This window comes from Ruminococcus hominis (assembly GCF_014287355.1).
In the GTDB taxonomy this organism is placed as follows: Bacteria; Bacillota; Clostridia; order Lachnospirales; family Lachnospiraceae; genus Schaedlerella; species Schaedlerella hominis.
Window position 1 is genome coordinate 2242698 of the sequence record NZ_JACOPE010000001.1, and the last position, 26697, is coordinate 2269394.

Annotated in this window: 21 protein-coding genes and 1 riboswitch; of the genes, 2 read left to right on the forward strand and 19 right to left on the reverse strand. The window is 35.6% G+C overall.

From position 1 onward, the window contains the following. Positions 1–200 precede the first annotated feature (200 nt). From H8S40_RS09970 to H8S40_RS10000, 8 genes are all read right to left on the reverse strand, one after another. Positions 201–1919: an AAA family ATPase gene (locus H8S40_RS09970; RefSeq protein WP_186865176.1), complete on the reverse strand. Its 1719-nt coding sequence runs from the start codon at positions 1917–1919 to the stop codon at positions 201–203. 83 nt (positions 1920–2002) lie between these two features. Then, complete coding sequence (locus H8S40_RS16325; RefSeq protein ID WP_279286791.1) at positions 2003–2131, reverse strand: hypothetical protein; 129 nt, start codon at positions 2129–2131, stop codon at positions 2003–2005. 9 nt (positions 2132–2140) lie between these two features. Further along, positions 2141–3139 carry a nucleotidyltransferase family protein gene (locus H8S40_RS09975; RefSeq protein WP_186865177.1) on the reverse strand — a complete coding sequence of 333 codons (999 nt, stop codon included), beginning with the start codon at positions 3137–3139 and terminating at the stop codon, positions 2141–2143. Positions 3140–3259: 120 nt separating this feature from the next. Continuing rightward, positions 3260–3700, reverse strand: a complete 441-nt coding sequence (locus H8S40_RS09980; protein ID WP_186865178.1) for a C-glycoside deglycosidase beta subunit domain-containing protein — start codon at positions 3698–3700, stop codon at positions 3260–3262. A gap of 14 nt (positions 3701–3714) precedes the next feature. Next, positions 3715–4587, reverse strand: coding sequence for a sugar phosphate isomerase/epimerase family protein (locus H8S40_RS09985; protein ID WP_186865179.1), 873 nt, complete (start codon positions 4585–4587; stop codon positions 3715–3717). 248 nt (positions 4588–4835) lie between these two features. Further along, a complete protein-coding gene (locus H8S40_RS09990; protein ID WP_186865180.1) occupies positions 4836–6878 on the reverse strand; it encodes a GH39 family glycosyl hydrolase in 2043 nt (680 codons plus the stop codon). Positions 6879–6909: 31 nt separating this feature from the next. After that, positions 6910–7956, reverse strand: a complete 1047-nt coding sequence (locus H8S40_RS09995; RefSeq protein WP_186865181.1) for an STAS-like domain-containing protein — start codon at positions 7954–7956, stop codon at positions 6910–6912. 170 nt (positions 7957–8126) lie between these two features. Then, a complete protein-coding gene (locus H8S40_RS10000; RefSeq protein WP_243238227.1) occupies positions 8127–9662 on the reverse strand; it encodes a DUF5597 domain-containing protein in 1536 nt (511 codons plus the stop codon). A gap of 225 nt (positions 9663–9887) precedes the next feature. Between H8S40_RS10000 and H8S40_RS10005 the strand changes: the two genes are divergently transcribed. Further along, the gene (locus tag H8S40_RS10005; protein ID WP_186865183.1) at positions 9888–10697 is read left to right on the forward strand and encodes an AraC family transcriptional regulator; all 810 of its coding nucleotides are present in this window, start codon (positions 9888–9890) and stop codon (positions 10695–10697) included. A 39-nt stretch (positions 10698–10736) separates the two neighbouring features. Here H8S40_RS10005 and H8S40_RS10010 read toward each other — a convergent pair whose 3' ends face one another. The 10 genes from H8S40_RS10010 to H8S40_RS10055 form a co-directional block, all read right to left on the reverse strand. Then, positions 10737–11312 (reverse strand): GNAT family N-acetyltransferase, encoded by a 576-nt coding sequence (locus H8S40_RS10010; RefSeq protein WP_121055510.1) that lies wholly within the window; start codon positions 11310–11312, stop codon positions 10737–10739. 12 nt (positions 11313–11324) lie between these two features. Further along, positions 11325–11798, reverse strand: coding sequence for a hypothetical protein (locus H8S40_RS10015; RefSeq protein WP_243116217.1), 474 nt, complete (start codon positions 11796–11798; stop codon positions 11325–11327). A 297-nt stretch (positions 11799–12095) separates the two neighbouring features. Beyond that, the gene (locus tag H8S40_RS10020; RefSeq protein ID WP_022074794.1) at positions 12096–13475 is read right to left on the reverse strand and encodes an MFS transporter; all 1380 of its coding nucleotides are present in this window, start codon (positions 13473–13475) and stop codon (positions 12096–12098) included. A gap of 239 nt (positions 13476–13714) precedes the next feature. Next, on the reverse strand, positions 13715–16111 hold the full coding sequence (locus tag H8S40_RS10025) for a GH39 family glycosyl hydrolase (RefSeq protein ID WP_186865184.1): 2397 nt from the start codon (positions 16109–16111) through the stop codon (positions 13715–13717). 111 nt (positions 16112–16222) lie between these two features. After that, the gene (locus tag H8S40_RS10030) at positions 16223–18874 is read right to left on the reverse strand and encodes a glycosyl hydrolase (RefSeq protein ID WP_186865185.1); all 2652 of its coding nucleotides are present in this window, start codon (positions 18872–18874) and stop codon (positions 16223–16225) included. A gap of 170 nt (positions 18875–19044) precedes the next feature. Next, positions 19045–20091 carry an AraC family transcriptional regulator gene (locus H8S40_RS10035; RefSeq protein ID WP_117989508.1) on the reverse strand — a complete coding sequence of 349 codons (1047 nt, stop codon included), beginning with the start codon at positions 20089–20091 and terminating at the stop codon, positions 19045–19047. A gap of 57 nt (positions 20092–20148) precedes the next feature. Then, on the reverse strand, positions 20149–21501 hold the full coding sequence (locus tag H8S40_RS10040) for an MATE family efflux transporter (RefSeq protein WP_186865186.1): 1353 nt from the start codon (positions 21499–21501) through the stop codon (positions 20149–20151). 53 nt (positions 21502–21554) lie between these two features. Further along, on the reverse strand, positions 21555–22481 hold the full coding sequence (locus H8S40_RS10045) for a dipeptidase (protein ID WP_117989506.1): 927 nt from the start codon (positions 22479–22481) through the stop codon (positions 21555–21557). A gap of 115 nt (positions 22482–22596) precedes the next feature. Further along, positions 22597–23481 carry a 4-hydroxy-tetrahydrodipicolinate synthase gene (dapA, locus tag H8S40_RS10050; protein WP_118723940.1) on the reverse strand — a complete coding sequence of 295 codons (885 nt, stop codon included), beginning with the start codon at positions 23479–23481 and terminating at the stop codon, positions 22597–22599. Positions 23482–23618: 137 nt separating this feature from the next. Further along, positions 23619–23793: riboswitch (Lysine riboswitch) on the reverse strand. A gap of 98 nt (positions 23794–23891) precedes the next feature. Continuing rightward, a complete protein-coding gene (locus H8S40_RS10055; protein WP_366482446.1) occupies positions 23892–24917 on the reverse strand; it encodes an aromatic acid exporter family protein in 1026 nt (341 codons plus the stop codon). A 340-nt stretch (positions 24918–25257) separates the two neighbouring features. On the opposite strand from H8S40_RS10055, the gene H8S40_RS10060 reads away from it, so the two are divergent. Further along, on the forward strand, positions 25258–25536 hold the full coding sequence (locus H8S40_RS10060) for a type II toxin-antitoxin system HicB family antitoxin (RefSeq protein WP_022074802.1): 279 nt from the start codon (positions 25258–25260) through the stop codon (positions 25534–25536). Positions 25537–25623: 87 nt separating this feature from the next. On the opposite strand, the gene H8S40_RS10065 is transcribed toward H8S40_RS10060, so the two are convergent. Then, positions 25624–26613, reverse strand: a complete 990-nt coding sequence (locus H8S40_RS10065) for a DUF3878 family protein (RefSeq protein ID WP_022074803.1) — start codon at positions 26611–26613, stop codon at positions 25624–25626. Positions 26614–26697: the final 84 nt, after the last annotated feature.

Consider the following 26697-nt stretch of genomic DNA (forward strand, 5'->3'; position numbering starts at 1 on the left):
AAGGACAAAAAATATATACATTTTTTTGTCCTTTATTTTTTCTGGTTTGAAGATATCATTTACCTCTTCCCTTTTCCACTTAAAAAGAATTGAAATATCCATTTAGAAACTTCTTCATATCCATATCACTTTCTGTAATCTTTATAAAATAGAATAGTTTCTAACTCGCACAAAGGTCAAAAAAGGTTTTGATTGATGGTTTAGTTTCCATCAATCAAAACCTTTTTCCCTTCAAATGCAAACCCATAATGCCTGATTTGTGATTTCTTTATTCCCTGCTCCAACAACTCCGCATCATATTGCTTTTCTTCTATTTGGTTTAATGCTGCTTGCACTGTATCCTGCAATTTTTTTTCCTCTTCAGAATCATGCACTTTGAATTCCAATATAAACGCATTATCTCGTTTATTCGTCGGAATCAACATTACATCATAACGTCCATATCCACTTTCTCGATTTGATTTCACCTCATAGCGTTCTTTCAAATCAACCAACAGACCAAGAACAAAACCATGATAAAACCTCTCCGGTTGTGTCTTTCCTGACGGATGTTTTCCTGCATCAAAACTACTAAATGTTGTCAATGCTATATCGTTCATATATGCATTCATTTCTTTTACATTTCCATTCAATAGCGCATTTATAAACTCATTATAATTAGATGCATCATCATGAAACCAGCCTTGAAACATTGAATAAAACATACTCATCGTTTCAAGATTTGTAACACACAGATGATACCATGGTGTCAGCAGCATTCCCCTATATTCGATTTCCTGAATCTTTAAATATCCGCTTGCCAACATAAGACTCCAAATTGCATTTTTATTCTGCTCCAATTGATCAAATACAATTTGTTCATCAAAATTCACGATAATGTTTCTATCGTTTAAAAGTTCTTCCATCATCTCCTTTATATCCGGAGATGATTTTTGAAGCAATTTATTAATTAACCCATTCGAACTTGTCTGTGCCCAATATGGGCGTAATTGCTTTTCTTTCAGATAATTTGTAATTGACCACGGATTATAAATATCTTTTTGATTTCCGAATGTAAATCCATCGTACCATGTTTTTACAAGTTTCTTTTTATTTCCCATATCAAAATCATCCAATGCCTGAAATACTTCTTTTTCTGTAAAACCGAAACAATCCGCATAGCGTTCTGATGTTGTGGTAATGACAGTTAAATTGTTCAAATCAGAAAAGATAGACTCTTTTGAAACTCTTGTAATTCCAGTCATTATTGCACGTTCCATATATGGATTCGTCTTAAATGTTGAGTTAAAAAAACTTCGAATAAAAGAAGTAAATTCATCCCAATACCCATGCACATATGCTTCTTGCATTGGTGTATCGTATTCATCTAATAAAATAATTACTTTCTGTCCATAATAACGATTCAGACACGATGCCAGTCCTTTCACAGCTCTGAAAATCACTTCGTTTGTAATCGTTTTTGTCGGTTCTGGATTACTTACATACTCATCTAACACTCTAAAAATCTCTTTTTCCCCATCTGTTAAGAGATTGCTTTTTAATAAATATCTATGACTTTGATATGCGTCATTAATACATGCAATAATACTATTTTTACTCTCGTCATAATTATCCGCTTTCACATCTGCAAACGTCAAAAAGATAACCGGATATTTTCCTTGTAATTTTCTATATTGTTCATTTTTCCAAATAGAAAGTCCTTCAAACAAATCACTTCTATCTATATACTGATTTGAGAAAAAGCATTTCATCATATCCATATTCAAGGTTTTTCCAAATCGACGTGGTCTGGTAATCAAAGTCACATCATCCCCAGATTCCCACCATTCCTGAATATAGTTTGTCTTATCAATATAGAAATAGTTTTTCTTTCGTATCTGCTCAAAATCTTGTTTTCCTATACTTATTACTTTATTCATGAATCTCCTTCCTATCCATTAGCAATCGCTATTCACAATTCAACTATACTAACAGACTGAGTAAAGTGATATGGGTTATTCTTTTACTTTCCATTCATTATACCATACAACTCCTGTGCCTTCCAATCCAATTCCAGCAGCATCCATCTGGAATCATCCATCTGAGGCAATTTCAGATTTTTCCTTGCTTCCGCTTCACTGCTTTCTAACAAAACCGGAATTCAGGAATATTCTTTTATCCTCTTGTAAATATCCTTTTCTGCATTATTATCCAAAGCCCGCACATATAACGCATAACTATAAATCCCACAAATAGATATTTCAACATGACGTACACCAATGAGAACTTTCAATAGGTATCTTCTTAATTCTTCTGCTGAATAGTTCTGATTTGATATTACATTTGCAAGCTGTTCAAAGAACAAATTTCCATTTTGAATGTTGCACTTGTTGTAAACTTTTAAAATCTGTTTTGTTATCGGTCCATAACCGCCCGAGATTTCATTCAGATACTTTGTATTCTGTTCCTCTGTATGTAATGCTAACATTTGCATCAGCTGTTCTCCTAACCGAGCTTCAAATCTTGTTATCACATCTGTTCCTTTTGCGTACTTATCCGATGTTTCTTTTATTTTGTCTTGACGTTCGATAAATTCATTCATATTCACAAAACGAATCTTCATATTGCTGTACATCCGCTTCATTGCTTTTGCATATTCAATCGCATGGATATTCTGCTGTTTTTCCAATATAGCTTTTGCTCCCGGTATGAATTCTTCAGTCACTTCTGCACATGCAGTTGCAAAATTCTTTCCGTTTTCCATACACAGTTTTATTTTCTGCTGATATTCTCTAGGTTCAATAAATAAGAACTGAATCATGTCTTTCAACAATTTTTCATCTGCATCTTCACACAAAATTGCAAGTTCATCCACACAATTCAGTTTTTCCAACATCGATACTGCTGCAAATGCTAAGGTATCAAAGGTTGTCAATGTACAATATACTGGAATTTCCAACACAATATCTGCTCCCTGTTCCCTCAATATCTCTGCTTTTTTGTATTTACTTACAGATGCCAGAAGTCCTTTTTGTGTAAAATTTCCACTTGTAACAACGACAAGTCCATCGGCTTCTGTTTTCTTTTTTATGTGTTGGAATAACTTTGTTCTGTTGATTTCGATTGGTTCAAATTCATCTATTAATGCTGTAAGTTTCATGGGATTCCTCCGATTTCTATTCACATTTACCATTATTATAACTTTTGTTCACCAAAAAGAAATAGCAAATAATCATCTTTCCGACAATTATTTGCTATTTCTTGTTCTTTTTATCTATATTTACACAATTAACAATCTTCTCTCATTCACATGATGTCCAAACTCCGGCATAAAGATAAATGCTTCTTCATCTGGATTTAAACTATCCTGCATAACTGGTGGCATATAAGATGATGTAAAGCAGAATCCATATTTCAAATCATGGAATCCTTGAACAAGCCCACCCGATTTCTTTACTTTCAACACTGCCGGTGTTGTCACATCCCAGTGTGTCTGAAAATTTGATTTCATTTCTTCATAAGTATAATCTTCTCCATGAATATTCCAGATAATATCTTCTTTTTCAAATCGTTCTCCATCTACGAATAATGTTCCAGGTCTGAGCTGGCTTAAGAAGATTCCTCTATAATATGGAAGTCTGATCTTGAACTGAAATCCTGTTACATTTCCATCTTTCTTTATATTACGAAATCCTACAGACTGTATTACTTCTCTTTCCATTTTTCGAATCCTCCTTAATCACCAATATAATTCTTCATCATAATATGATGTTTTCTAAGTGTTTGTCCTACTTCGTATCCTGGGTCATATTTATCTGCACCTTCATATTCACTTAAGAGATATCCGTCCCAATTTTGTTTTTTAAGCAATTCAATAATTTCTTTATAAGGAATCGTTGTCTCTTCAAACTCATCACTCATATTGATAAATTTTGCATGACAACAGTAAATATATGGCAGTAATGGAATCAAATCTTCTGGTACGTTTGGAGTATAGTTTGGATCACGATATTCTCCTTCTGAGAATTCTGTACGAAACACGCTGAAGTCAATATTCAATCCAAAATTCTTTGTACCTGTTTCTTTGATAAAATCAACGTAATCTGTTACCATCTTTCCTTTCAGATTAGATGGTGTATGGATTTCAGGGCACATCTTGATTCCAAGTTCTTCTGCAAGTGGCAGTGCCATCTTGATAATCTCACGCCAGTTCTTTACCGGCTCCAGTGCGTCGTTGATTACCGGCATTTTTGTTCTCATTACAGTAAATCCCAGACGATGCGCCAGACGGATATCTCTTGCCAACATCTCATAAGATTCTTCTGTTGTCAGGTCTCGATATCCCAGAACATGTGAATCAATCCAATTGCCATACTCAACTGGAACAATCTCATATTTATCGCACAGGCGGAACCATTTTTCTACCCATTCATCTGTCGGGTTTGGATAATTCTCAATATGCGTATTTGCCAGAATCTCAATTCCATGAGCTCCCATGTCGTGTAAATCTTCAAAACATTCTTCCAATGATTTTGTAAGGCCAAATTCTGCTGAATAACTGTACAGTGCAACACCACGCTTTGGTCCCTTTCTATCGTACTGATACATTTTAACTCCTCCTTGTCATCTTTTCCGATTTGTTTTCGTTGAGTTTATTTTATCTCCTTTTTTAACATTTTTCTTTCCTTCAATTTCCAAATATTTTCCTATTTTTGCATTCTACATGAAAAAACAGGCATGACGCGCAACATTTTGTTATCATTTATTGCGTATCATGCCTGACTCTATTATAATTTATTAATTTTCCAGTTCTATCTCAACTTTGACATAAATATCTTCTATTATGAAAACTATACCTAGCATGCATCATCTTTTGATACATGCAACAATATAATCTCCTGTCCCCTCAGTGTCATTCTGATTTGAACCATCCCTTCCACTGACATTACTCCTTCCATCCGTCGCTCCGGTTGTGTAATCTCTCTCAAATATTTAATATCCTCATTTGTAAGGGTTTCTTCGTATTGAAATTTCTTCCATTCATCCAGAATACTCCCTTTTTCTCTGCAAATACGATTTGATGTGATTGTATAATTGCCATCAACCACATTTTTCAAAACCAAATCAATATTACATTCCTGATTTGTCAAAAATATTTTCTCTACTTTCTCCGGCGAATCAATGGGGTCATTTGCAACAACATAAGTATCTTCATATCTTTGATAATGAAAACCAATGATATGATAAACATCTTTTCCTATCTCTTTTGTAACAATTAATTCTTCATTATGTAATAGCAGTTCTTCGCCTAATTGGTTCAAAAACTGCAATGCAAAATACACCGGTTTTCGAATTGTATCCTTTGTGATCAAACCACTTCCGCCATTTGCAATTCGTTTCATATCAAAATAATTACTTACCCAATCAGATCCCATCCAAAGACATACCATATCTGCCATTGAAAGTATTTCAATAATCTTCTTTGTTATATAGGAAGCCCGAAAGCAAGAATCATTCAAAAAATTACGATTTGAAATAGAACTGTTCCATTCAACCACATAAAGAGGGATATCGACCTCTCCTTCTTCCATAATTTGATGAATAGACTGTAATTTTTCATACTCATAATTTTCTGACTGTGTACGATAATAATTTACTTTTCCATCCTTCCTCGAAGAATCATATGGAAACAAAAGAATAGAAATAAATTCTGGCAAGCAATTATTTTCTTTACTATATTGTAAGTACTCATGCAAAAATTTTACATCATTTGTTACATCAGAAGGTCCTCCTACGCAGGCATCTGGCAATGCCTTTTTTATAACCTGATAGGAAGATCTATAGCATTCTTTATAGTCATACTCCTTATCGATATAATATTGATTTCTTGCAAAATGCACAATATCACTGGATAATTCAAATTTCCATTGTACTACCTCTTCTTTTCCATATCGCTTTATTATATGATGAATAAAATCTTTCAACATTGCTATCCAGATATCTTTTGATTGAAATACAATACATTCTTCTTCGAAATATAATGTATTTCCCATAGATGATAATGCTGTATCTGGTCTTCTTCCCAAATCTACAAATGGTTTTATATGATGAGACACTAAAAAATCTAATGCCAGATCAATCATATCATAATTATAGTTTCCTTGCGTTTTTCCATCTGTAATCATCATCTTCTTAGAAAAAACATTCCATATCCGTACATATGAAAATCCCAACGTTTCTGTAAGATAAATTGTATGATATTGCAAATTAGCAAGTGTCAAATTATAAACCGAACCAATATTCACTACCTGATTCCAAATTTTTGTCAACTTGCTCTTTCGTCTCACATTAACTTCAATTGCACTATTTTCCGTATCAAGGGATTTGTTTTTATTTCTTTTATCTCTATTTTCTTTCTTTGTTGGCGTAGTACACTCTTTTTCTTCTTTTTTCTTCTCTCGATATTCTACCGGAGTGCACTGATAATATTGTCGAAACACACGATTCATTACCGAAGCATTAGAGAATCCATTATCCACTGCAATTTTCGTGACTGTCTTCGAAGTTGTCATCAAATCCTCTGCTGCAAAATAGATTCGCACCCGATTTACAAACTCTGCAAATTTCATTCCAGTTTGCCTCTGAAATAATCTGGATAATGTAGAGGTCGCTGTAAACAGTTCATCTGCAAGTTCTGATAAACTCACATGATTTTGACGATTTTCACCCACATACTTTACAATCTGACGCATACGAACATCGTCAGAGTTCGTCTGCAGAAAACCTTTTCCAGTTATCCAGACAGACACCAATCCTTGAACAATATAGCTTCTCTCAGTCTCTCTGAATCTGTCAGTTTTATTCTTTTGATTATTTCCTATCTGAATCCAATTCTCCATAGTTTACTCCGATTACTTTTCCAATTGTTTTTTACCGCTTCACATGTCTTATCATTCCCAGCACAGTTTCATTCGCATTGGTGACTTCCAACTGAATGTCTGGATATTTATTCTGAAACACACGGAACACTTCATCGGCGAATCCCTGTCCCATAAAATCAATTCCGCTGCAATCAAATTCTACTTGCTTAAACTGTTCTAGTCTGTAAACAACTCTTCGAGCCTGTGAACGTGCAATTGGTTCTCCATATGGACACACTTTTTTTAATGGTATTACAGTTTTTGCAAATCCTTCTTCTATCGGTGCAAACATGTCAAACACCTCCTTTAATGTATGCGTTGTATCATTTTCCAACTTCATCACAACCATCGTTCCGATTGACTTAAGACTAGTATAATACAAAATCAAATGCGATTGAATTAACTTTTCTTCTGTACATCTTCCTGCGGTAAACACACTTTGCTTAGACCATATTGCAAACTCTCGCAAGCTTTTAGAAACAAAAAAGATTCCTTCTCCCGAATGTGATTCTCTTTGTGTGGTTAGTTTTCCTTTATATAATTCTAAAACTGCATCTTGAACATCAGCTGGATATCCTTGTTCTTTTTCCAAATAACCCTTGATGTTTTCAAATATTCCAATTCCATCATCCGTAATAGAAATCTCTGTATACAAATTATCTTTTTTAATACAGCATGAAATACGCTTTGCTTTTGCGTGTTCGATTGCATTATTCATAATCTCCATAAATGCGTAGCTCCATATGGCAGATGCCTCTTTTGAAATGTTTTGCAATAAAGGTAGGATATCTTGAAAATAGATTTTATCTTCGACTAAAAAATCTGAAGCATCATAGACAAATCGATATTCTTCTGTTTTCAAGCGATAACCACATTCCGATTGCTTCTGTTCTTCCAGTATTCCCTGATCCAGAAGTTCTTTCAAATATCGTTTTACAGTTGTAACCGATATCCGAAAATTATCCATCGTCTTTTTTATATAATCAGTATCTTGATTCCTGACTTTTTCTAACAAGTATCTTTTAATACTATTTCTTTTTTCTTCTTGGAATGACATGTTATCAGCTCCTTTTTGAACTATATTTTGTCAAATTCAAATTTTATTTTTCTTATTTATAACTTTATCATGTTTATTATAAAACTTCAATCTTAATAATAAAAAAACTGATACAAAACAAATGAATTTCTCTCATCTGTTTCATATCAGTTTTTCTTATAACTTACAACTTAATATTTATATACTTCTACATATTTCCATCCCGGCATATCTCCAAGCTGAAGCATCATCTTTTCATCTCCATTAAGGATTCTTCCAGCCTTCCATTCGCCGTTCACTACATCTCCTTCTTCTAACCGAAGAAGATCAACTTTCTTATTTTCCCCTGCCTTTGCACGGAATGTAAATGTACTCATCATTCCTCCAATTAGAAATTTATTTGGAGCGAGCTCATAAATCACACCTGCTGCTAATGGTTTTGCCTGTCCCTTCGGTGCATAAGCAATCGCAATATCATATTCTTCGCAGCTAAAATATGTTCCATAATCTGTATCGGATTTTTTCACATAACTCATCAGCTTATCTGTTCCACGATATTTCAAATATAATGGTTCCATCTGCTCAACCATCTCATAAGTACGTTTTAAATAATCTTTGCTTCCTGTGATATCAAATGCAGATGGGTCAATATTCAGAGCAATCATAACTTCCATTGGCGGCTTGTCAATTGCTTCCGGCGGTAATACCAGTTCTTCAATTCCAAATGGTGAATAGCAAATTGCATTGCTATTTGCAAATGCATACAAGCAATAAGATGAAGTCACTGCATCTTTTCTCACTTCCGGAATCACCAGTGGATTACCTTCATATCCATATTCATCAATGACATTTGCCACATACGGAACATAAATATCCGGTGCCAGCGTAAATAACGATGGTGCTACAATTTTCCAAATATGATGCACCTCTTTGACCGGACCTCCTGATGGATAAGACCCTGCATACCATGGATACTGGCGAAGCCATGCATTGGCATAACATGGAAGTGCATATTTTTGCTGTCCTGCTTTTGTAATTTTTTCTACTGCCTTTGCAAAATAGTAAGCCATAAAATATTCTTCCGCATTCTCGGCAAATACTTCTTTCCAACTTCCTTCTGTCGCACATAATTCTTTCAATTCTGCTGGTACTACTTCTTTGAACTTTTCTTCTGCTTCCTGCCCATAATCGCGTTCTGTTCCAAGCAGACCTATTTCATTTTCTACCTGCACAAAGATTACTGTCGATTTCTGCTCATCAATTTCGCGGATATGTGCCATCACTTTTGCAAATGCATTCGCATCTTTCTCTATCGCAGCCTCGCAAAATGGTGAAATTGTATTGATTGATTCTCCATTTACCTTGCGTACACGAAAGTATGTATCTGTATCCTGTTTCATCCAAGCAGGCACATACATAGATTCAGCATTCTTCCAAAGCCCAAACCACAAGAAAATTAAATGTTTCTGTTCTTCTCTTGCCTGGCCGATTAATCCATCTAGCAATGTAAAATCAAATATTCCTTCTTGCGGTTCCATTGTCTCCCAATATAGTGGAACAATTACTGAGTTCATATTTAATTCTCTTAGTGCCGGCCATACATGCTCTTCCATATAATTCAGATTGCTGGCACTTGAATTATGAATCTCTCCGCTGCGTGCAAAGAATGGTTTGTCGTGAACATATAATGTTGGGATTCCGTTGTCGTTTTGAATTCTTGGTATCATGATTTGCTCTCCTTTTCTGATTCTTGCTTTTCTCTGTTCGAACATGTTTCTTATCTTTATTATATTCCACTATATCTTTTGTTCTCAATCTTAATATCGTAATATTTATATAACAATATTAAGCATATGAATTGTTTACTTCTTTTCTTTTTGGTATACTATTTAAAAATGAATTGATTAATCAATCAAAAAACAGACTACTCAACAAACAAAGGATTTATAATTATGCTTTACAATCTCCACTACTCCAATAAATACAACTTTCTCCCGCTTCTACCTAAACTTCTCGGTGTCAATCACCTTCAGGAACCAGTACAACGACCACATGGGTTTCCTGTCTTTCAGTGGTTCTACTGCGTAAAAGGGCAAGGAGAATTTATCATCAACGGGCAACGCTCTATCATTTCCAAAGGACAGGGATTATTGATTTATCCTCACATTTCCCACTCTTATAAAGGACTTACCTCCGACTGGACCGTTCATCTTATTGGATTTGGTGGAAATGCATGTACTGAAATATTACAGACATTGCATATGTTAGAGAGCGGCGTGTATCATTTTTCTAATTCAGATATCTTTCCTACTCATATTGAAAATTTGCTCTATCTTTCGCAACGTAATATCACCGAAAAAGAAACTGAGTTATCCAAAGCCTGTTACAGTATGCTTTTAGATCTGTCACCTTGTATTCGACAGATTCACAATACAACTGCCACTTATGAAAATGAACTGGTTCGTAAACTGATTGATTATATGGAGGAAAAATATGCCTGCGATATTTCTCTGAATGAACTGGCAGACTATGTAAATTTATCCAAAGAATATATGTGCAATCTCTTTAAACATACAATGCACCAGACAATTATGCAGTATTTACAAACTGTTCGTATTAGTCGTGCACGTATATTTCTAATTCAATATCCTGAAAAACATGTTGCTGAAATTGCACATATGTGTGGTTTTGAGAGTCCAAGCTATTTTGGAAAAGTATTTAAAAAAATTGCCGGATGTACACCCGACAATTTTCGAAGATAATCATTTTTCTTTTTCTTCCTCTAACAGATTATCTTTTTGTTATTTGTTATTTTTTAGTTCTTCTCTTATCTCCGTAAATGGCTTGATTTTTTCCGGATTTTCTTTGTGTTCACCTATGTGTTTTTCCATCCACACCATATCATACCATCGCCCAAATTTGTTACCGCATTGTTGAAACCTTCCAACCAGACGATATCCCATATGGTCATGAAACTGCACACTATTATTCGTAAGATGTTCATCTTCTACTGCTGTATACGCAATACAGGCATTTAAATTAAGAATGTTTTGCATTTTAAGAATGTTTTCCAATCCTTCATATAAAGCTCTGCCAACACCACTCTTTCTCTGATCTTCACGTACATATATCGTAGTTTCAACTGCCCAGTCGTATGCGGCACGGTTTTTAAATACACCTGCATATGCATATCCTAGAATTTCTCCCTCTTTTTCCTCTACAATGTATGGATATTTTTTTAGAATATTTCGTATTCGTTTTCTAAATTCTTCCACAGATGGAACTTCGTATTCAAATGTTATTGCTGTTTTTTCTACATAAGGTGCGTAAATATTCAAAAGTTCTTCTGCATCATTTTCTGTCGCAATTCTAATCATTTTCCATCTCCCTCATTCTTCTATTTTTTCTGTATTCTCATCTATTGCACGTTCTACAATTAGATTATCTATTGCCGCACGCAAATCCGTACGAATGAGCCATTCCAATCTATCATAATAATCCAATCCAACACTTTCCAACAACTCCCACAAATCTTCTCTGGAAGGTCCAGGTGTTCTCTCTGTAATAAAAACAGGCACATAATTTACTCGATAATAATGCTCCAATCTCAAACTCATATCAATTCCCGGTATTCCCTGAAATACTTTTGTAGAAAGAGTATCAATAATTGGCCAAAATGGACTAATAATATATTGAAATTCTTCATTTTCAAATTGTTCATATGTGATTTTACCAACTTGTATTTTTTCATTTTCTTTTGTTACCGCCTTAATAATTCCACTATTGCGATAAATCGGTGTATCTAAAATTGGCTTTGTATATTCATTTCTTGCAACCCAATCCGTCCTCACATATGTTTTCATTCCGTCTCACCTCACATGACTTTCCCGATTAATTTTCGATATGGTTCTTTTATCATCACTTCGTATCTTAAATGCAACATACATTTATTTCATATAATATAACATGCAATGCATTGTGTATCAATAGAGTATATTTTTATATCGATACACTTTAGTTCTTATTTTAAATTTCTAATTATTTAATCTTTTTTTATTTAAAATATTTAAGTCAAAAAACGGACATACCAGATTTTCTCCAATCTAGTACATCCGCCTTTTCACAAGATTTTATTCAATTTTTATCAAGGTCAGTTTTTCTTATTTATCACATGCACGTTTTCCTGCATCCAGATCAGCTCTGATTTCTGCAACTTTCTTAGGTGAAAGTTTATAGAAGAGCAATGGTACACAAGATAACAGTCCGATTACAAATGGAACCATGTTTACTACAATATTGATTCCCTGTTTAGCTGCTGCTGTCTGCTCTGCACCTGCTACATATCCTGCTGCTGCAAGAAGAAGTACTCCGGCAGAACCACTGATAGCTGTAGAAAGTTTTACACCAAAGCTTAACATAGAAGCTGCAATACCTTCCTGACGACGACCGAGCTTCCAGTCTCCATATTCGATAGAGTCTGATACAAGACCGAAACAAACTGATGATGATGAGTTACAAAGTCCGCAGATGAATGATACACCAAGTAAATATGGTTTATTATCTGTTGGATTAATAAACATCAGCAAGAATCCAATACACATGATAATATTCAAAATAATCAGATACCATTTTTTCGTAAATGTCTTTGTTCCCCATGGAATAAAGAAGTTACCAATTAACTGAGCAACTGTCATTGTTGTAAATACTGTTGCGATAACAGTATAATCACCAACTACATAAATGATATAGTATGTAAGCAGTCCCATACGACCAGATACACAAATTGTACCCAAAATTGTTGCAAGAACTACCATCAATAACTGGTCATTCTTTACGATTTCTTTCAAACTTCCAATAAAACCAAGTTTCTCTTCCTGAGCATTTGCATGCAACTGCTCTGCATATGTTTCTTTACATCCGGCTCCACAGATCCAGAATACAGGAATCATGATCAGTGATAAGATTACTGTTGTAACAAAATATCCATGAGCATTTGCTACCTCAGCTCCACTAAAGTGAAGAATCATTGGCATTGCACATGCTGAAAGGATAATTCCAATTACAGAAGAACCAATTCCTCTTGCTGTAGCAAGATTCATACGAACCTGTGAATCAATAGCGATTACATTCTGTAATGCCTGATATGAGATAGAACATGCTGTGTATGCCATACCTGCACCAACGTAAGTGAGCAGACATAAGATTACTTTAGCTGTTCCCTGCACTGGGAATGCTGTAAATGTTAAAATGTTAAAAATCGCAAGAACAGGTGGTGCCATATACAAATATGGTCTGAATTTACCCCATTTTGTATGTGTTCTGTCTGCGATGTTTCCCATCATTGGGTCGTTGATAGCATCCCAAATACGTGCGATCAACATGATCATTGAAATTGCTCCGGCAGCAAGACCTACAACATCTGTGTAGAATAACATCAGATAGTTGTTGATCATGTACCAGCTCATCTGGCAACCGACTTCTCCTAAACTATAACAGAATGCCAGTTTTGGGCTTGTTTTTTCTTTTGCATTATTACCCATTTTTCATCCTCCTCTTTCGGTCATTGACCTATTTCCTTGATGAAGAAATATTATCATTTTAAAGGCATTTACAACTATGTAAAAAAATTCAATATCCTTATATAGAATTGTTCTTTTTTAAGAAAATTTTACATCAGGTTTATAAACAACAAATTTTGGTATCAGATTTTTGTCCTTTTATCTTTTATAATAAGAGAGCTACTTCAAGCATCTATTCATGCTTAAAATAGCTCTCTACATTACAACTCTCCTACTACAATTCCTTGTATCTCCTGCGCTGCAACACGCGTTTCTACTACAAGCGTATGATCCACAGCCTCAACTTTATGAATTGTCATTTTAGGCTGACACCATTTTTGTAAATACTCTACTTCCTGTAAAGATAAATCATTGAAATAATCCAATTCTTTCCATTCATTTTGAACATTTCCATTTGTCTGACTGACTGAAAATGTTTTGATAATATACGTTCCATTATTTACATTATCAATTTTAAAACTCATCTGCATACTTTCATTATCTGAATAATATCGCTGTTGATTTTCCAATTCTATCTCGTTTTCATTTCTTGAATAGTACCGGAAATTTAAATGCTTATAATTATGACAACATATGAAGAACAAACCATTTTCTTTATAAGAAATAATAGCATTTTTATTTTTCCCTAAAATATAGTGCTCTAAATGATTCATAAAATCAAACGCATAATATGCCGGTTTACAGATACCATTTCTACTTATCAGACCACATCCGCCAAACAGAAATTCATCTGAATCAATACTCTCTGAAAAAATATCTGTTGCAACCCAATACCCCAGTGCTTTTACTTCACCATAATTTTCGATCAAGTTTTTCATTATATATGCACTTTTATAAACTCCATCATTCATACAATTTCGGTTTGATAATGTAGAACTCCATTCTGTTACTAACAGCTCCGTTTCATCCATACCAACTCGTCTCAAATCTGTTTTCGCTTGTTGAATTTGATGGTACAAATAACTGGTATCTGAAGAATATGGATTTCTTCCTGCATCCAGAATTTCTGCATCTCTCAAATACGGATATGAATAGAGTGAAATAAAATCAGGTTGGTGCTTTTTCTTTTTCCACTCAGAGAGTAATTGACAAAATTCCTCTTCCATCATATTTAAGCTAAATCCTGCACCACCCACTTTAATGTTCGGTGCATAATTTTTAAATATTCCAGCTATGGTATCAAATACTTTAAAGTATTCCTCTGCATCTACATTTTCTTGAACTACAGAATTTTTCTCTATCTCAATATACCAGCTTTCCACCACTTCCATACCATAACGTCTTGTCCAATGTCGGATTAATTCTTCCAGAAAACTTTTATTATTTTCAATCATAGCTATATTATTTTCATCATTCATACTAAGAAGTGATCGTTCTATTTTTTCAAAAATTGTATGATTTTTAAATCCTAATTCTATATGCAGTTTGATGTCCAGTCCAACAAGAAAATCAATCACCTGATCCAACAAGGTGAAATTGTATTTTGTATTTTTTTCATCTATGTGGATCATCATTTTTTCTGAAAAAACCTGCCAAAATCTCATGTATTCAAATCCGAGATGTTCTTTTAAATATTGTACCTGCGCCCTGACATCATATCGCATCAAATTTTCTGCCGGTCCGATATTTATCAGGCGTCTCCAATATTTTTTTGTTTTTTCTTTCTTCTTCGTATCTACTTCTAACACTGATACAACCGAATCTGCCGCCTCAGAAGTGCTGACCAAGTTGGATGCCAGATATTGTTCTACCTTTTCCAGTACCGCTGTGCCATTCTCTGTATTTTCTGAATTCTCTGTTTTTTTCTGCATCTGTATACGATACTCCGCAGGTGTGATCTGATAGCTTTCTTTAAACACTTGATTAAATGATGCCAGATTAGAAAATCCATTATCCATCGCAACTTTCAATATTGTTTTATCTGAATATAACAGCTCACTTACTGCATGGTCCAACCGAATATTATTCAGCAATTTCAAAAAGCTCATCCCGAAGTTTTTCTTTATGTATTTAGAAAGATATGCATTCGACAAATATAATCGTTCTGACAGCTCCTGCAATGTAATCGGTTCTCTGTAATTTGTCATGATAAAACTCATAATCTCATTCATACGCTCATCTTGTATTCCGCGCAGAGAATCGTATTGTTTCATTCCCTTTTTTACAATAAAATCTGACGTGATCAGATAAATGAGCTGATAATAGATACTGTTCTTTAACGCAATTGCCTGTCCCTCGGTCGCCTGATAGAGATTAAAAATCTGCCTGATATAATATCTCATCTTTTCATAGCTTTCTGATTTTTCCTCCGCAGAATTACACCAGAAAAACGGCTGTTCCCCACTAAATATTTCTGTCAGCATCGTATAATCAATAAACAGACTACCAAACAACACCTCATCATCAGAAAAATATTCATGGCGCACCTTGGAGTTGATCAGTATAAAGTCCTCTGCATTTAAATGATGCGATTCTTCCTCATAATTGATCTGAAGCGAACCATCCAACACATAGATAATCTCAATATCCTGATGAAAATGCATAATCTGTTCCCGCTTGGTAGAAAAACAACAGCGGACAATATTTTCATATTTCAATGTATGTACCCTCTCTCTGACATACCACAAACAGCAGACATGATTCTGCCTGCTGTTTGTATCTGTCATTTCTTATATTCTATTATAGCGATTCTCCCGGCTTTTGAAAAGTTATTTTTCATTGTAGAAAATCTTTACTTCTCCATACATTCCTGTCGGTTCGAGTGTTTCATGATTGAAATCAAATGGTGGTCTCATACCTTTTAACTGCTCTCTTGCAGGTGTTGTAGCTACTTCAATCACAATGTTATTCTTACCTGCCTGCAAAGATTCTGTGATATCCATCTGATATGGTGGGCGGATACATTTTCCAACTTCCTGTCCATTTACCACAACTTTCATTACCTCATACACATGCTCTGCGTACAGATAAGCCTCGGCTGGTGCTGTATCCAATTCAACCTCGGATTCATAGCGGATCACACCTGAGAATGTCGGATCTTTGAATGAAATCAGCTCCAGTGTTTCTACCTGTTCTGTTTCTCCAAAGTTCGGATATTCGATTGCTCTTACTTTGCCCACATTCCATGATGCAAATTCAACCTGTTTTTCACATTCATTTCTCTGCTGTGCAAATGATCTGTGTAAGTTTTCCACTACCTCTCCCTCTGTTTCGACAAGCACTGCGATTTCTCCCGGCTCTAATTCTAATGAAACTTTTGTAGCCTTCTGGTCTTTCAGGATTGTCGAATCATTTTCTACACTTCTGTACTCCTGTTTCCATGCATCATAATACTTCACTTTATATTCCAGTGGAAGTGTCACATGTCCTGTAAATTTATCCTCTGCTGATTCATTTAAGAATACAAACAGATTCTTTCCATCTTTTACATAATGATAGAAACTCAAATCTTTAAACTCTGTATCTACAGCAATGTCAAACATGTCTTTATTCTTCAACTCTGCTGAAAGGGAAGCAAGTTTCACTACTTCACAGGATGCAAGTGTTTCCAAATTGTTACCATTAACTGTTCGATCTGGCAGCTTATCTGTAAATATAACTGGAAATTCTGGATTTTCTTTTACAAATTCCACGAAATCTGCCGCAATTTGCTCCGTATAAGGAACGACCAATGCTTCAAAACGGATTCCATTTATATATAATACATTGTCTTCCACTTTTCCATTGTAGGCTTTGAGGTTTATTAACATATCTCTGCTCACAATATTGAAATCTATCTGATGCTCTATGAGTTCTCTGCACACCTTCTGCATCGGCATATGATTTCCAGCCCAGTCAGCTTCACCATCGTACAAAACTGCAACAGATGCTACATGCAAACCATTACTTAGTAATTTGCACATTCTGTCTCCATATTTCATTAATTCTGCAAAATAAGGAAACTGCGGGTTATTTCCTCTTGCATAGAAATGAGGCGGACAATCAATATCTGGGTATTCTGCCATCGAAAATGCATGTGGAACCAGATAATTGATACCTTTTACCAACAGATGATCCAGTAAATATTTCATATCACGGACGCCGAATTTCCATCCGTATGCTCCGAACAGCTCACACATTGTTCTTCCTTTTTTCTTTGGATCCAATTGACCACATGAAGTTCCCAGTTTTCCCAATGCGTAGTGGAAAAATTCCCCGTCAATATCTGTCATTTGTTTACGAGTTTGTGTCGGTGCCCCGTAAATAATCTGGCCTCCAATCACATCAATACCAGCCATATCCTGCCCTGCCATTGCCCGGAAATAATGTGCAGCTCCCATACCCAGTCTGCTGTGTGTTCCATTATCCTCAACAACATGTCCGATATATTCTACTCCATGTGCTTTGCACCAGTCACCTAACTGTTCACTAAAGTTTTTCTGATATAATTTTGAGACAAAGTCCATATAATCAAAACGAATCTGCAATTGTTTCTCTTTTTCTTCTGTCTCTTCGAATAAATATGGAAGATAGTTTACATATTCCGTACCATATTTTCCTTCTAGCATCTGCTGTAGTTCATCGCTCCATGGCAATGGCATCTTTGGCTTTCCTAGTTTTGCATCAAAGCAGACTTCTTTGATATTTCCAAACTGTGGTTCATCTGAAAAGAACCCTGCGATTGTCTTGCCAAATTCCTCTTTATATTGTTTATAATGTGGCTCATAAACTGCCTCTATCTGTGTGCTTGCAGATTCTCTGTCGATCATATTGATATAAGTATCATTTCCGCCATCTGTTTTTGTTTTATAAATGACATGCACGCGCCACTGTCCTTTTGGCAATTCGAAATTTACATAATTGCCTTCCACTTTATCTGTCAAATCAATCGTCTCTTCATGGAATAAATGCCCATTAGCACATCGGATTGCAACAACCGCAAGAATTTTATTGTTTGCCCGTTCTTCCATATCTACCGGATTTCCGATTTCCCAGTATCCAATTGTCGGGCGAAGCATTCTACTTACATCCAATGTCTGATATCCACCACTTCCAAATACATCTGCAACAGTTGTTGTGATATATGTTTTTTTACGCTCTGGATATTTCTCTGCTATCAAGCCATTTGCATATCCTGTCGGAAAATGTTTATCGTCCAGAATCCATATTTGCATTCCATATTTTTTTGCTTCGGCAATGACGATATCCATATCATGCCACCAGCCTTCTTTACAAAATTCATCGTGCGGGCGTGCTTCCACGCAAATTGCTTTAATCCCACACTCATGAATTTTCTCAATCTCTGTTTTCAGAATACTCTCATCTTCACCACGCATCCACAAAAAAGGGAAAATATGATTTTCTTCTACTCGATTACTCATATACTTAAACCTCCTGATTTTTAACTTTGTTTACGTCTTTATCTAGGATGAATTATACTTGAATCTGTTTCGAAAAAAATGTATATATTTTCCCTTTCCAATGTAAATTTATGACCTTTTCAGTGTATATTCACGTTAATTCATGTACATTTGCGTCTAAATCTATGTTTCTATATTAACCTGTGATTTCTACGATACATATCCGGTGTCATATCATATTCTTTTTTAAATTTCTTACTAAAATGACTGTAATCAAAACAGCCGACTTCCTGACTGATTTCTGATAATGATTTATCCGTTGTACTCAACATCTCTGCTGCACATTTCATTTGCAATGAATTTACAAGTACCCCAAAAGTCTTACCTGTATACTTTTTCAGCATCCTGCTCATATAAGACTCACTATAATTAAAAAATTCTGCAACATTTTTCAATGTCACTTTATTATAATTCACAGAAATATATCCTAATACTGCAACAACATTTTCATCTGGCTTTCTATCAAGTGGCTTTGAAACCTGTGCAAGCATTTCATAATTTCGGATAATATGAATGAATAGCTGTCGCACATAAAGCTCCAAACTTTGTCTGTACGCATACCTTTTCTCTGTTATTTCCTGAAACATATGCTCGTATACCAGTTTAATCCATTCATCCTGTCCCGTCGGAAAAATAATATATGGACTGACGCTTTTACCATATAGTATATTTTCAAAAAAATCCGCAAGCAAATGTTTTTCTTTAACCATTGCCAAGAAAGATTCATCCAATTGTTTCTTACTCATCAAAATATTCAGCACAATGCTTTCGTCATCAAGTGCCGTAATCGTATGCATCGATTCTGGTGCAAGAATACATAGATCTCCTTCCTTCATTTCAAATGCCTGGTTTTCCACATAATGCGTACATTTTCCACTATATACATACGCAATCTCTACAAAGGAATGATTATGCAATATCGGATAGGAATAGCGACTATGTCTAACCATATTGATTTCAGCGTTTTCTGTTGTTTTCTCCACATCCACAACTGTAATCCCATGATGGTCCTTTGAATATTTCGTATACAGATCTTCCTCTATCTGCAATTGAGGATGCTCTTTCATAAGTTTCTGATAGGTTGCATATTGCATCGGAACTGATAATATTTCTCTATACTGACCTTGGTATAATTTTTTTAAAAATTTTTCCTGCTCTGTTAATTCTTTGAAATCCATCTGTTTATCTCCTGCAATTATGTTTATCTTCCTTCATATTTCCTTTTTCTTCTTCCTCTATGCATCATCCCTTGTCAGTTTTCGAATCCAATTTCCATAATGAGATTCTAAAAATGCCGGGACGCATTTGAAAATCTGATCTGCATTCAAACAGCATACAACAACCGCCGGTGATGCCTTTACAACAAAAGCCATGAAAAGAGATAATGGAATAACAATTCCCCATATGCTGATCAAATCCATTTTAACAACAAACATCGTATTACCACCGCCTCTAATGATTCCATTATTAGTTGGCATCTGGTAAGACATTCCTACATAAACAACGCTTAATATAATTAGAAATGTGTTTGTCATCATCATTGTCTCCTGCTTCAAATCATACAGGGACAAGAATGGAACTCGAAGGAAGAATAACGCAATTCCGGAACATACACCAATGACAATAAACAATCTCTGTAATCTTTTCGCATAGCTTTTTACCTGTTCAATGTCTCCCACTCCGATTGCTTTTCCTATAATAATTGATGCCGTTGATGCCGCTCCGACCACTGTGGACTTCATCAACAAGAACAATGTCGATGCAGCACTGTTTGCTGCGATTGCTGTCGCCGTCATATGACCGAGAATTGCTGTCTGTAAGGCAGTATTCACTCCCCACAATCCTTGTGTAAATACCATTGGAGCGGTAATTTTCGTATAGTCTTTTGCCAACTGTTTATCCAGTGAAAAATAATCCGATAATCTTATCTGTAATTTCTTATCTTTCTTCTTGATATAGAAAATTAGTACAATGATTTCCATAATTCGTGCAGTCAAAGTACCGATTGCTGCTCCGACAATTCCAAGCTCCGGTGCCCCAAAATGCCCGAAAATCAATACATAGTTGATTCCGCAGTTTACAAAGAATGTCATCACAGATAACTGAAATGCTATCTTCACTGTCTCGACACTTCGCATTGTTGCCAGTAGTATCTGCGTAATTGCAAAAAACAAATATGTAAATCGAATTACGTTTAAATAACTCACTCCTGCTTCAATAATCGGTCCATCTGTTGTAAATATACCGACTGCCTGATATGGGAAGAAACTCACCAGCACAAACAATACAACTGCAATAAAAATTGCTGCATACATCGCTATAGCTGCAATCTTCTTCATCGGTCCGGTCTGCTTCTTCCCCCAATACTGACTACAGAAAATAACCAAACCATCTCCCAAAGCTAATAAGAGCTGCTGATAAACAAATTGTATCTGATTTACTGCTGCCGCCCCTGATAATGCGGTTTCACTGTATGCCCCAAGCATTACGTTGTCCGCCAGATTGACGCTGATTGTAATGATATTCTGTAATACCAGTGCCACATATATGTTGAAAAAATTTTTATAAAAACCTTTTTGCTGATTCAAAATTATCCCTTCATTCCTTTTTGTTCTTTATATCTCTTTTTACACTATTCCAATCACAGATTCCTGCCAATAAACGCCCTCGCATTTTCAAAAAACACTTTCTCTGTCAGTTTCTCTCCAAATCCATGTTCCAACATTGCCTTTCTCAAAACAGGCATCGACTGCACCCCTTGTATACCATCCGGGAATTCTCCGCTGCATCCGTCAAAATCTCCGCCTAACACAAGTACATCTTCGCCACCCAGATTCAGCACAGCATCCATATGTCTTATAATCGCTTCGACATCTTCTGTTCCACCGACAAAATTCCGATAGTAATTCATTCCGATTAATCCCTTTCTTCGAATCAATTCCTGAATCTGTTCTTTCTTTAAATTTCTCGGATGATTACACAATGCTCGTACATTAGAATGCGATGCTATAATTGGTTTGTCCGTCATCTGGAATAAATCTTCTACCCCTCTATCTGATAAATGTGAAATATCCAGAACAATTCCTTGTTGTAGCAAGAATTTCACGATATCCCGTCCTCTATCCGTCAATCCTTGTGCCTGATTCATAGCCGCACCGCAGGCATATTCATTTTCATAATTCCATGATAATAGAACAAATAAGAAACCAAGTTCACGAATCCGTTCTATGTCTTTCCCCATGATCGATACATCTTCAACTGATAAAAATGCGGCAGCTTTTCCATTCTGGTGCGCATCTTCCATTTCCTTTGCCGATGTGCACAACCGAATTTTATTTTCTGCTTTTTGCAATAATTCTATTGCTTTCTCATAGCTCTTACGAAAAACACTGCTTTCCGTTCCGGGCAAAATCTCTTTTCTATTCTTCCAGATTGCAAAAATCTGCGTGTACGTATCTGCAAATTTTTCTATACGCTGTAAATCTATATCGCAAGTATTTTTTTCCAGACTTTCTCCTTCTTTGATAACCTGTGTCAATGTATCTGCATGACAATCAAAATATTTCATCTTATACTCTCCATTCTAAAATCTGAAAAAGGCAGACACATCCTGGTGCCTGCCTCGTTTTCTCACATTTCTTTTTTGATGACTCACAATATGCTGTGTCAGTCAACCTCTGTTCTTACAGAATTCCAAACTCCTGCATTGCTTTCTTCAACTGTTCTTTGTGCTGTGGCTCCAGTTCTGTCAATGGTGCTCTAAGTGGTCCGCATTCTTTACCAAGCATATTCATAGCGGCTTTTACCGGAATCGGATTCACTTCACAGAATAATGCATCACACAGTGGAAGTGCCTTTAACTGCATCTGGCATGCTTCTGTTGTACTTCCTGATAAATATTTGTAAACCATATCATGAACATATGTCGGTGCCACATTTGACAATACTGAGATTACACCGATTCCTCCTAATGAAAGAAGTGGCACAACCTGATCGTCATTTCCTGAATATAAATCTACATTACCATCACATAAATGCATAATCTGTGCTACATTACCGATATCTCCGGATGCCTCTTTAATTCCGACAATATTCTCTACATTCTTTACGAGATGCGCAACTGTTGCCGGCTGGATTGAACAACCTGTACGGCTTGGTACATTGTAGAGAATAATTGGAGCTTTCGCTTCCTGTGCAATAGTTGTATAATGTGCGATCAGTCCATTCTGTGTTGCCTTATTATAATATGGTGTTACTAAAAGAAGTCCGTCAGCACCTGCTTCTGCTGCTTCTTTAGATAACTGAACTGCTGTTGCTGTACAATTAGAACCTGTTCCTGCGATAACCGGAATTCTGTGGTTTACTCTCTCAATTGCAAATTTAATCACATCAAGATGTTCCTGCTCTGTCATAGTAGCAGACTCTCCTGTAGTTCCACAAATAATGATGGAATCTGTCTCGTTAGCAATCTGCTCTTCCAGAATCTCGTCTAATTTATCATAGTTAACTTCATAATTATCCTTCATCGGTGTAATAAGTGCTACACCTGCGCCTTTAAAAATTGCCACTTCTTTGTCCTCCTAAATCTTCAACATTGTTGTTACCCTGACGGATTACCTTATATTACTCTGCACACCACTTATATATGCATCGCAACATAAAAAGAAACGGCAAGATGCGCCGTTCTAAAATATACATATTGTATATATCAGATAGCTCCCCATCCTGCGATGACAGTCGTGTCGTTCTTCACGCCACGCCCAAGTGATATAGCTCCAGGTTATTCTATATCCTTTCGGCATCTTCTCCTTTTTGATGACTTCTTCTGTCCCTGTCCATCCGACATCATACTCATAAAAAATGCAACCTCTATCTACGTTTCCTAATTAACAATAAAAGTGTAACACTGCCGCCATTTCTTGTCAAGGAAACGACGGCATATATTCATTTTCATTTTTCTTTTTTTACTGAATTCTTATTATTTTCCTTGATTCCAGTAACGCTGTTTCTGTTTGTCATCTAAACTGTTGACAAAACGTTTTTTATATATAAGGAAGTCTTCCAGATCCATCAAGATATGATAAAGCATCGCCTGACTTTCAAACTCTTCTCTGGTAGTCGGAAGCTTATCTTCCTTAATATGTTGAAAAATTTCTTTTAATTTGTCCATCTGCGCTGTCGGCTCATTTCGCTCTGTCACATAATCCATCATATATAATACATATTCCGAAATAATCAGTGCCTGCTGAGGCATCTTTCGGATTCTCTTCATCTCATAATGCAAGTCATGTATGGTATTACATTGTTTCATCCGCATCTCAAAATAATTAATATAATATTCCGGATGTGACTGAAATGTATTGTCCTGATATTCATAAGCATCATCAATAAATATACGAATCTGTGATTCTAATTCACGTATTGCCGCCCAAATATCATACTGCATTTCTTTATCTGCCAGATAAGCTGCAATTGCTCCCAATATCATCTGCATACGATTCTCTGTGTAGCGCATGTTTCGCACAAGGTCTTTACGTTGTCCTGCATAGTCATAGAACAGATTTAATACTACCGCTACTGTAATTCCTATTAGAACTAACAGAAATTCATTAAATACAAAACTTGCTTCAAAATCTCGCTTTGCCATGAAATGCATACCTATCACTGCATTTACCGATATCGTTGCCTTCCATCCAAACTCTTCAGAGACAATTACGATTAAAAATATATAAATACCATACGCCAGCCATTCTGACTGAATCTGTGTAAATACAATCCATGCCAGTACTGATGATACTAAAAATGTCACCAGACGAAACCAGGATAGTTTTACTGTTTCCCATTTTGTTGTAACCAATGTCAGCAAAGCAATACTTCCCGCTGAAATTGCATATTCTAAATTTAATACTTCTGCAACATAAATTGCAGCACTGCTTCCTACTGCAATTTTAATTGCCTGCAGCACTCGTTTTTTCTGCTGTTTCTTTTTCATCAATTTTTTCAATTATATTATCCCCGTTTATTACCTCCCCAAATCTTTGCCCTGCATCTATCTTATCTTGTATTTTTTTACTTTGTCAATTCTTCCTTTTGCAATTTGCACAAAATCGGAATTTTTCACAATTCTTTTTATTTATTATTGGTTGCTTTTCATAGAAATCAGGAGTGAACAATAACTAGGAACTTTCTTTTTACATAAAAGGATTCAACTGACTCCTTGCTGTTTTCGTCATCCTATTATATACTAATATGGTGGTTTTATCAGATGCACATTACTTTCAAAACAATTTAGAATAACATCTGATTTACAACTTGAGATAGACTGAAAAGAAGGAGGAAAAGTCATGAAATTCATATATCCAGCTGTTTTTCATCAGACAGAATCCGGCGGTTATAAAGCATATTTCCCAGATTTGGAATGTTGTACTGCAGAAGGTGATACGCTCTTTGATGTACTTGATAATGCTAATGCAGCAGCAAGAGACTGGCTTACAGTAGAACTTGAAGAAGAAAATGTTCAACTCCCACCTGTATCTGATGAGAGCGATATTACTCTGAAAGAGAATGAATTTGTTCGTAATATTTTAGTAAATATCCGATTCTATGAAGGATGGGACGAATAAGATATCCGTCACACGGCATAACAAAAGAGCATGTTTCGATTACTTTAAATAGCGCAATGCTATTTTCCCAATCGAGACATGCTCTTTTTAATTATTTATCTCTTTAATTTTTACAATCCGATTTCCCCGTTTCGACCGCCATTCCATCAAATACACCTTATACCTAAGTGAATCTCTTGATGTTATAAATGGTTCTTCTCGCACTATATCAGCCTTGATTCCCTGTTCCTTTAGTTTTCTCTGTTCTTGTTTTGCACGTTCTAAAAGAATTTTGTGTTCTTTTTCTTCTTTCTCATCAAATCTTCTCTCTGGATAATCTGACGCAGCTTTTGTCAATTCTTCCGTTAAAAGATCAACCACTTCAGCGTGTACATTTTTATGGAGCATATCCGCTATCCACCGCGTTACCCACCGCCAAGAATGTTTCTTATAAAATGACAGAATACGTTGCAGTGATTTATCTTCTGTCTGCTTTGCAAATTCCATCATCACGCGGATTGCATTTTCTGATGGCATCCATGGATTTTCTTTTGGTACAATATACTTCTCTGGTACTGCAGGATAACAGCAATAATTTAATGGTGGAAACTCTGCAAGATGGGCTAATTTTAATTCTGCCGCATTACAGTACACTTCTCCCAGATAATCGCGTTTGTCTCTTAAAATCGCAAGTCGGTATTCTAGCTGACGAAGGTATTCATATCCTTCTACCCAGAAATGACCAACCTTTCCATAATCATACAAATGTGTCTCTAAAACAATATCTGCAAAGAACAAAGTACATACGGTGTCACCTTGATAAACCACCAATACAAATTCTTCCTTCTCTGTGTCGGGATTCTGATGTATTGAAAGTGATGCCTCTACATCTCCTTCGTACTCTTTCTGATACACTCCTGTTATTCTTGCTTGTTCAAATACCAGAAAGCTCTCCACCGCGTCATTCATTAAATAAACTGCCTTTAATTTTCCATCTATTACCTGATCGGACATTAATTCAAATTGCCCTTGATCTAATAATTCTTCTAATTTAAGAATTGTATCGGAGATTTCAAATTTATTATTCCCGGTAAACATTTTGTAATCCTCCTGTTTATATGTTATGATATAAATACGTCTCCTTTAGGTAGATTGGTCGATAGTTTTTTGACAACTCTATTT

Bases quoted from the DNA above. Each gene is read 5' to 3' on its own strand.
- H8S40_RS09975 (WP_186865177.1), bottom strand. From the start codon at position 3,139: ATGAAACTTACAGCATTAATAGATGAATTTGAACCAATCGAAATCAAC.
- H8S40_RS09985 (WP_186865179.1), bottom strand. From the start codon at position 4,587: ATGTATCAGTACGATAGAAAGGGACCAAAGCGTGGTGTTGCACTGTAC.
- H8S40_RS09995 (WP_186865181.1), bottom strand. From the start codon at position 7,956: ATGTCATTCCAAGAAGAAAAAAGAAATAGTATTAAAAGATACTTGTTA.
- H8S40_RS09970 (WP_186865176.1), bottom strand. From the start codon at position 1,919: ATGAATAAAGTAATAAGTATAGGAAAACAAGATTTTGAGCAGATACGA.
- H8S40_RS10035 (WP_117989508.1), bottom strand. From the start codon at position 20,091: ATGGATTTCAAAGAATTAACAGAGCAGGAAAAATTTTTAAAAAAATTA.
- H8S40_RS10030 (WP_186865185.1), bottom strand. From the start codon at position 18,874: ATGAGTAATCGAGTAGAAGAAAATCATATTTTCCCTTTTTTGTGGATG.
- H8S40_RS10005 (WP_186865183.1), top strand. From the start codon at position 9,888: ATGCTTTACAATCTCCACTACTCCAATAAATACAACTTTCTCCCGCTT.
- H8S40_RS10065 (WP_022074803.1), bottom strand. From the start codon at position 26,613: ATGTTTACCGGGAATAATAAATTTGAAATCTCCGATACAATTCTTAAA.
- H8S40_RS10000 (WP_243238227.1), bottom strand. From the start codon at position 9,662: ATGATACCAAGAATTCAAAACGACAACGGAATCCCAACATTATATGTT.
- H8S40_RS10045 (WP_117989506.1), bottom strand. From the start codon at position 22,481: ATGAAATATTTTGATTGTCATGCAGATACATTGACACAGGTTATCAAA.
- H8S40_RS09990 (WP_186865180.1), bottom strand. From the start codon at position 6,878: ATGGAGAATTGGATTCAGATAGGAAATAATCAAAAGAATAAAACTGAC.
- H8S40_RS10015 (WP_243116217.1), bottom strand. From the start codon at position 11,798: ATGAAAACATATGTGAGGACGGATTGGGTTGCAAGAAATGAATATACA.
- H8S40_RS10020 (WP_022074794.1), bottom strand. From the start codon at position 13,475: ATGGGTAATAATGCAAAAGAAAAAACAAGCCCAAAACTGGCATTCTGT.
- H8S40_RS10010 (WP_121055510.1), bottom strand. From the start codon at position 11,312: ATGATTAGAATTGCGACAGAAAATGATGCAGAAGAACTTTTGAATATT.
- H8S40_RS09980 (WP_186865178.1), bottom strand. From the start codon at position 3,700: ATGGAAAGAGAAGTAATACAGTCTGTAGGATTTCGTAATATAAAGAAA.
- H8S40_RS10060 (WP_022074802.1), top strand. From the start codon at position 25,258: ATGAAATTCATATATCCAGCTGTTTTTCATCAGACAGAATCCGGCGGT.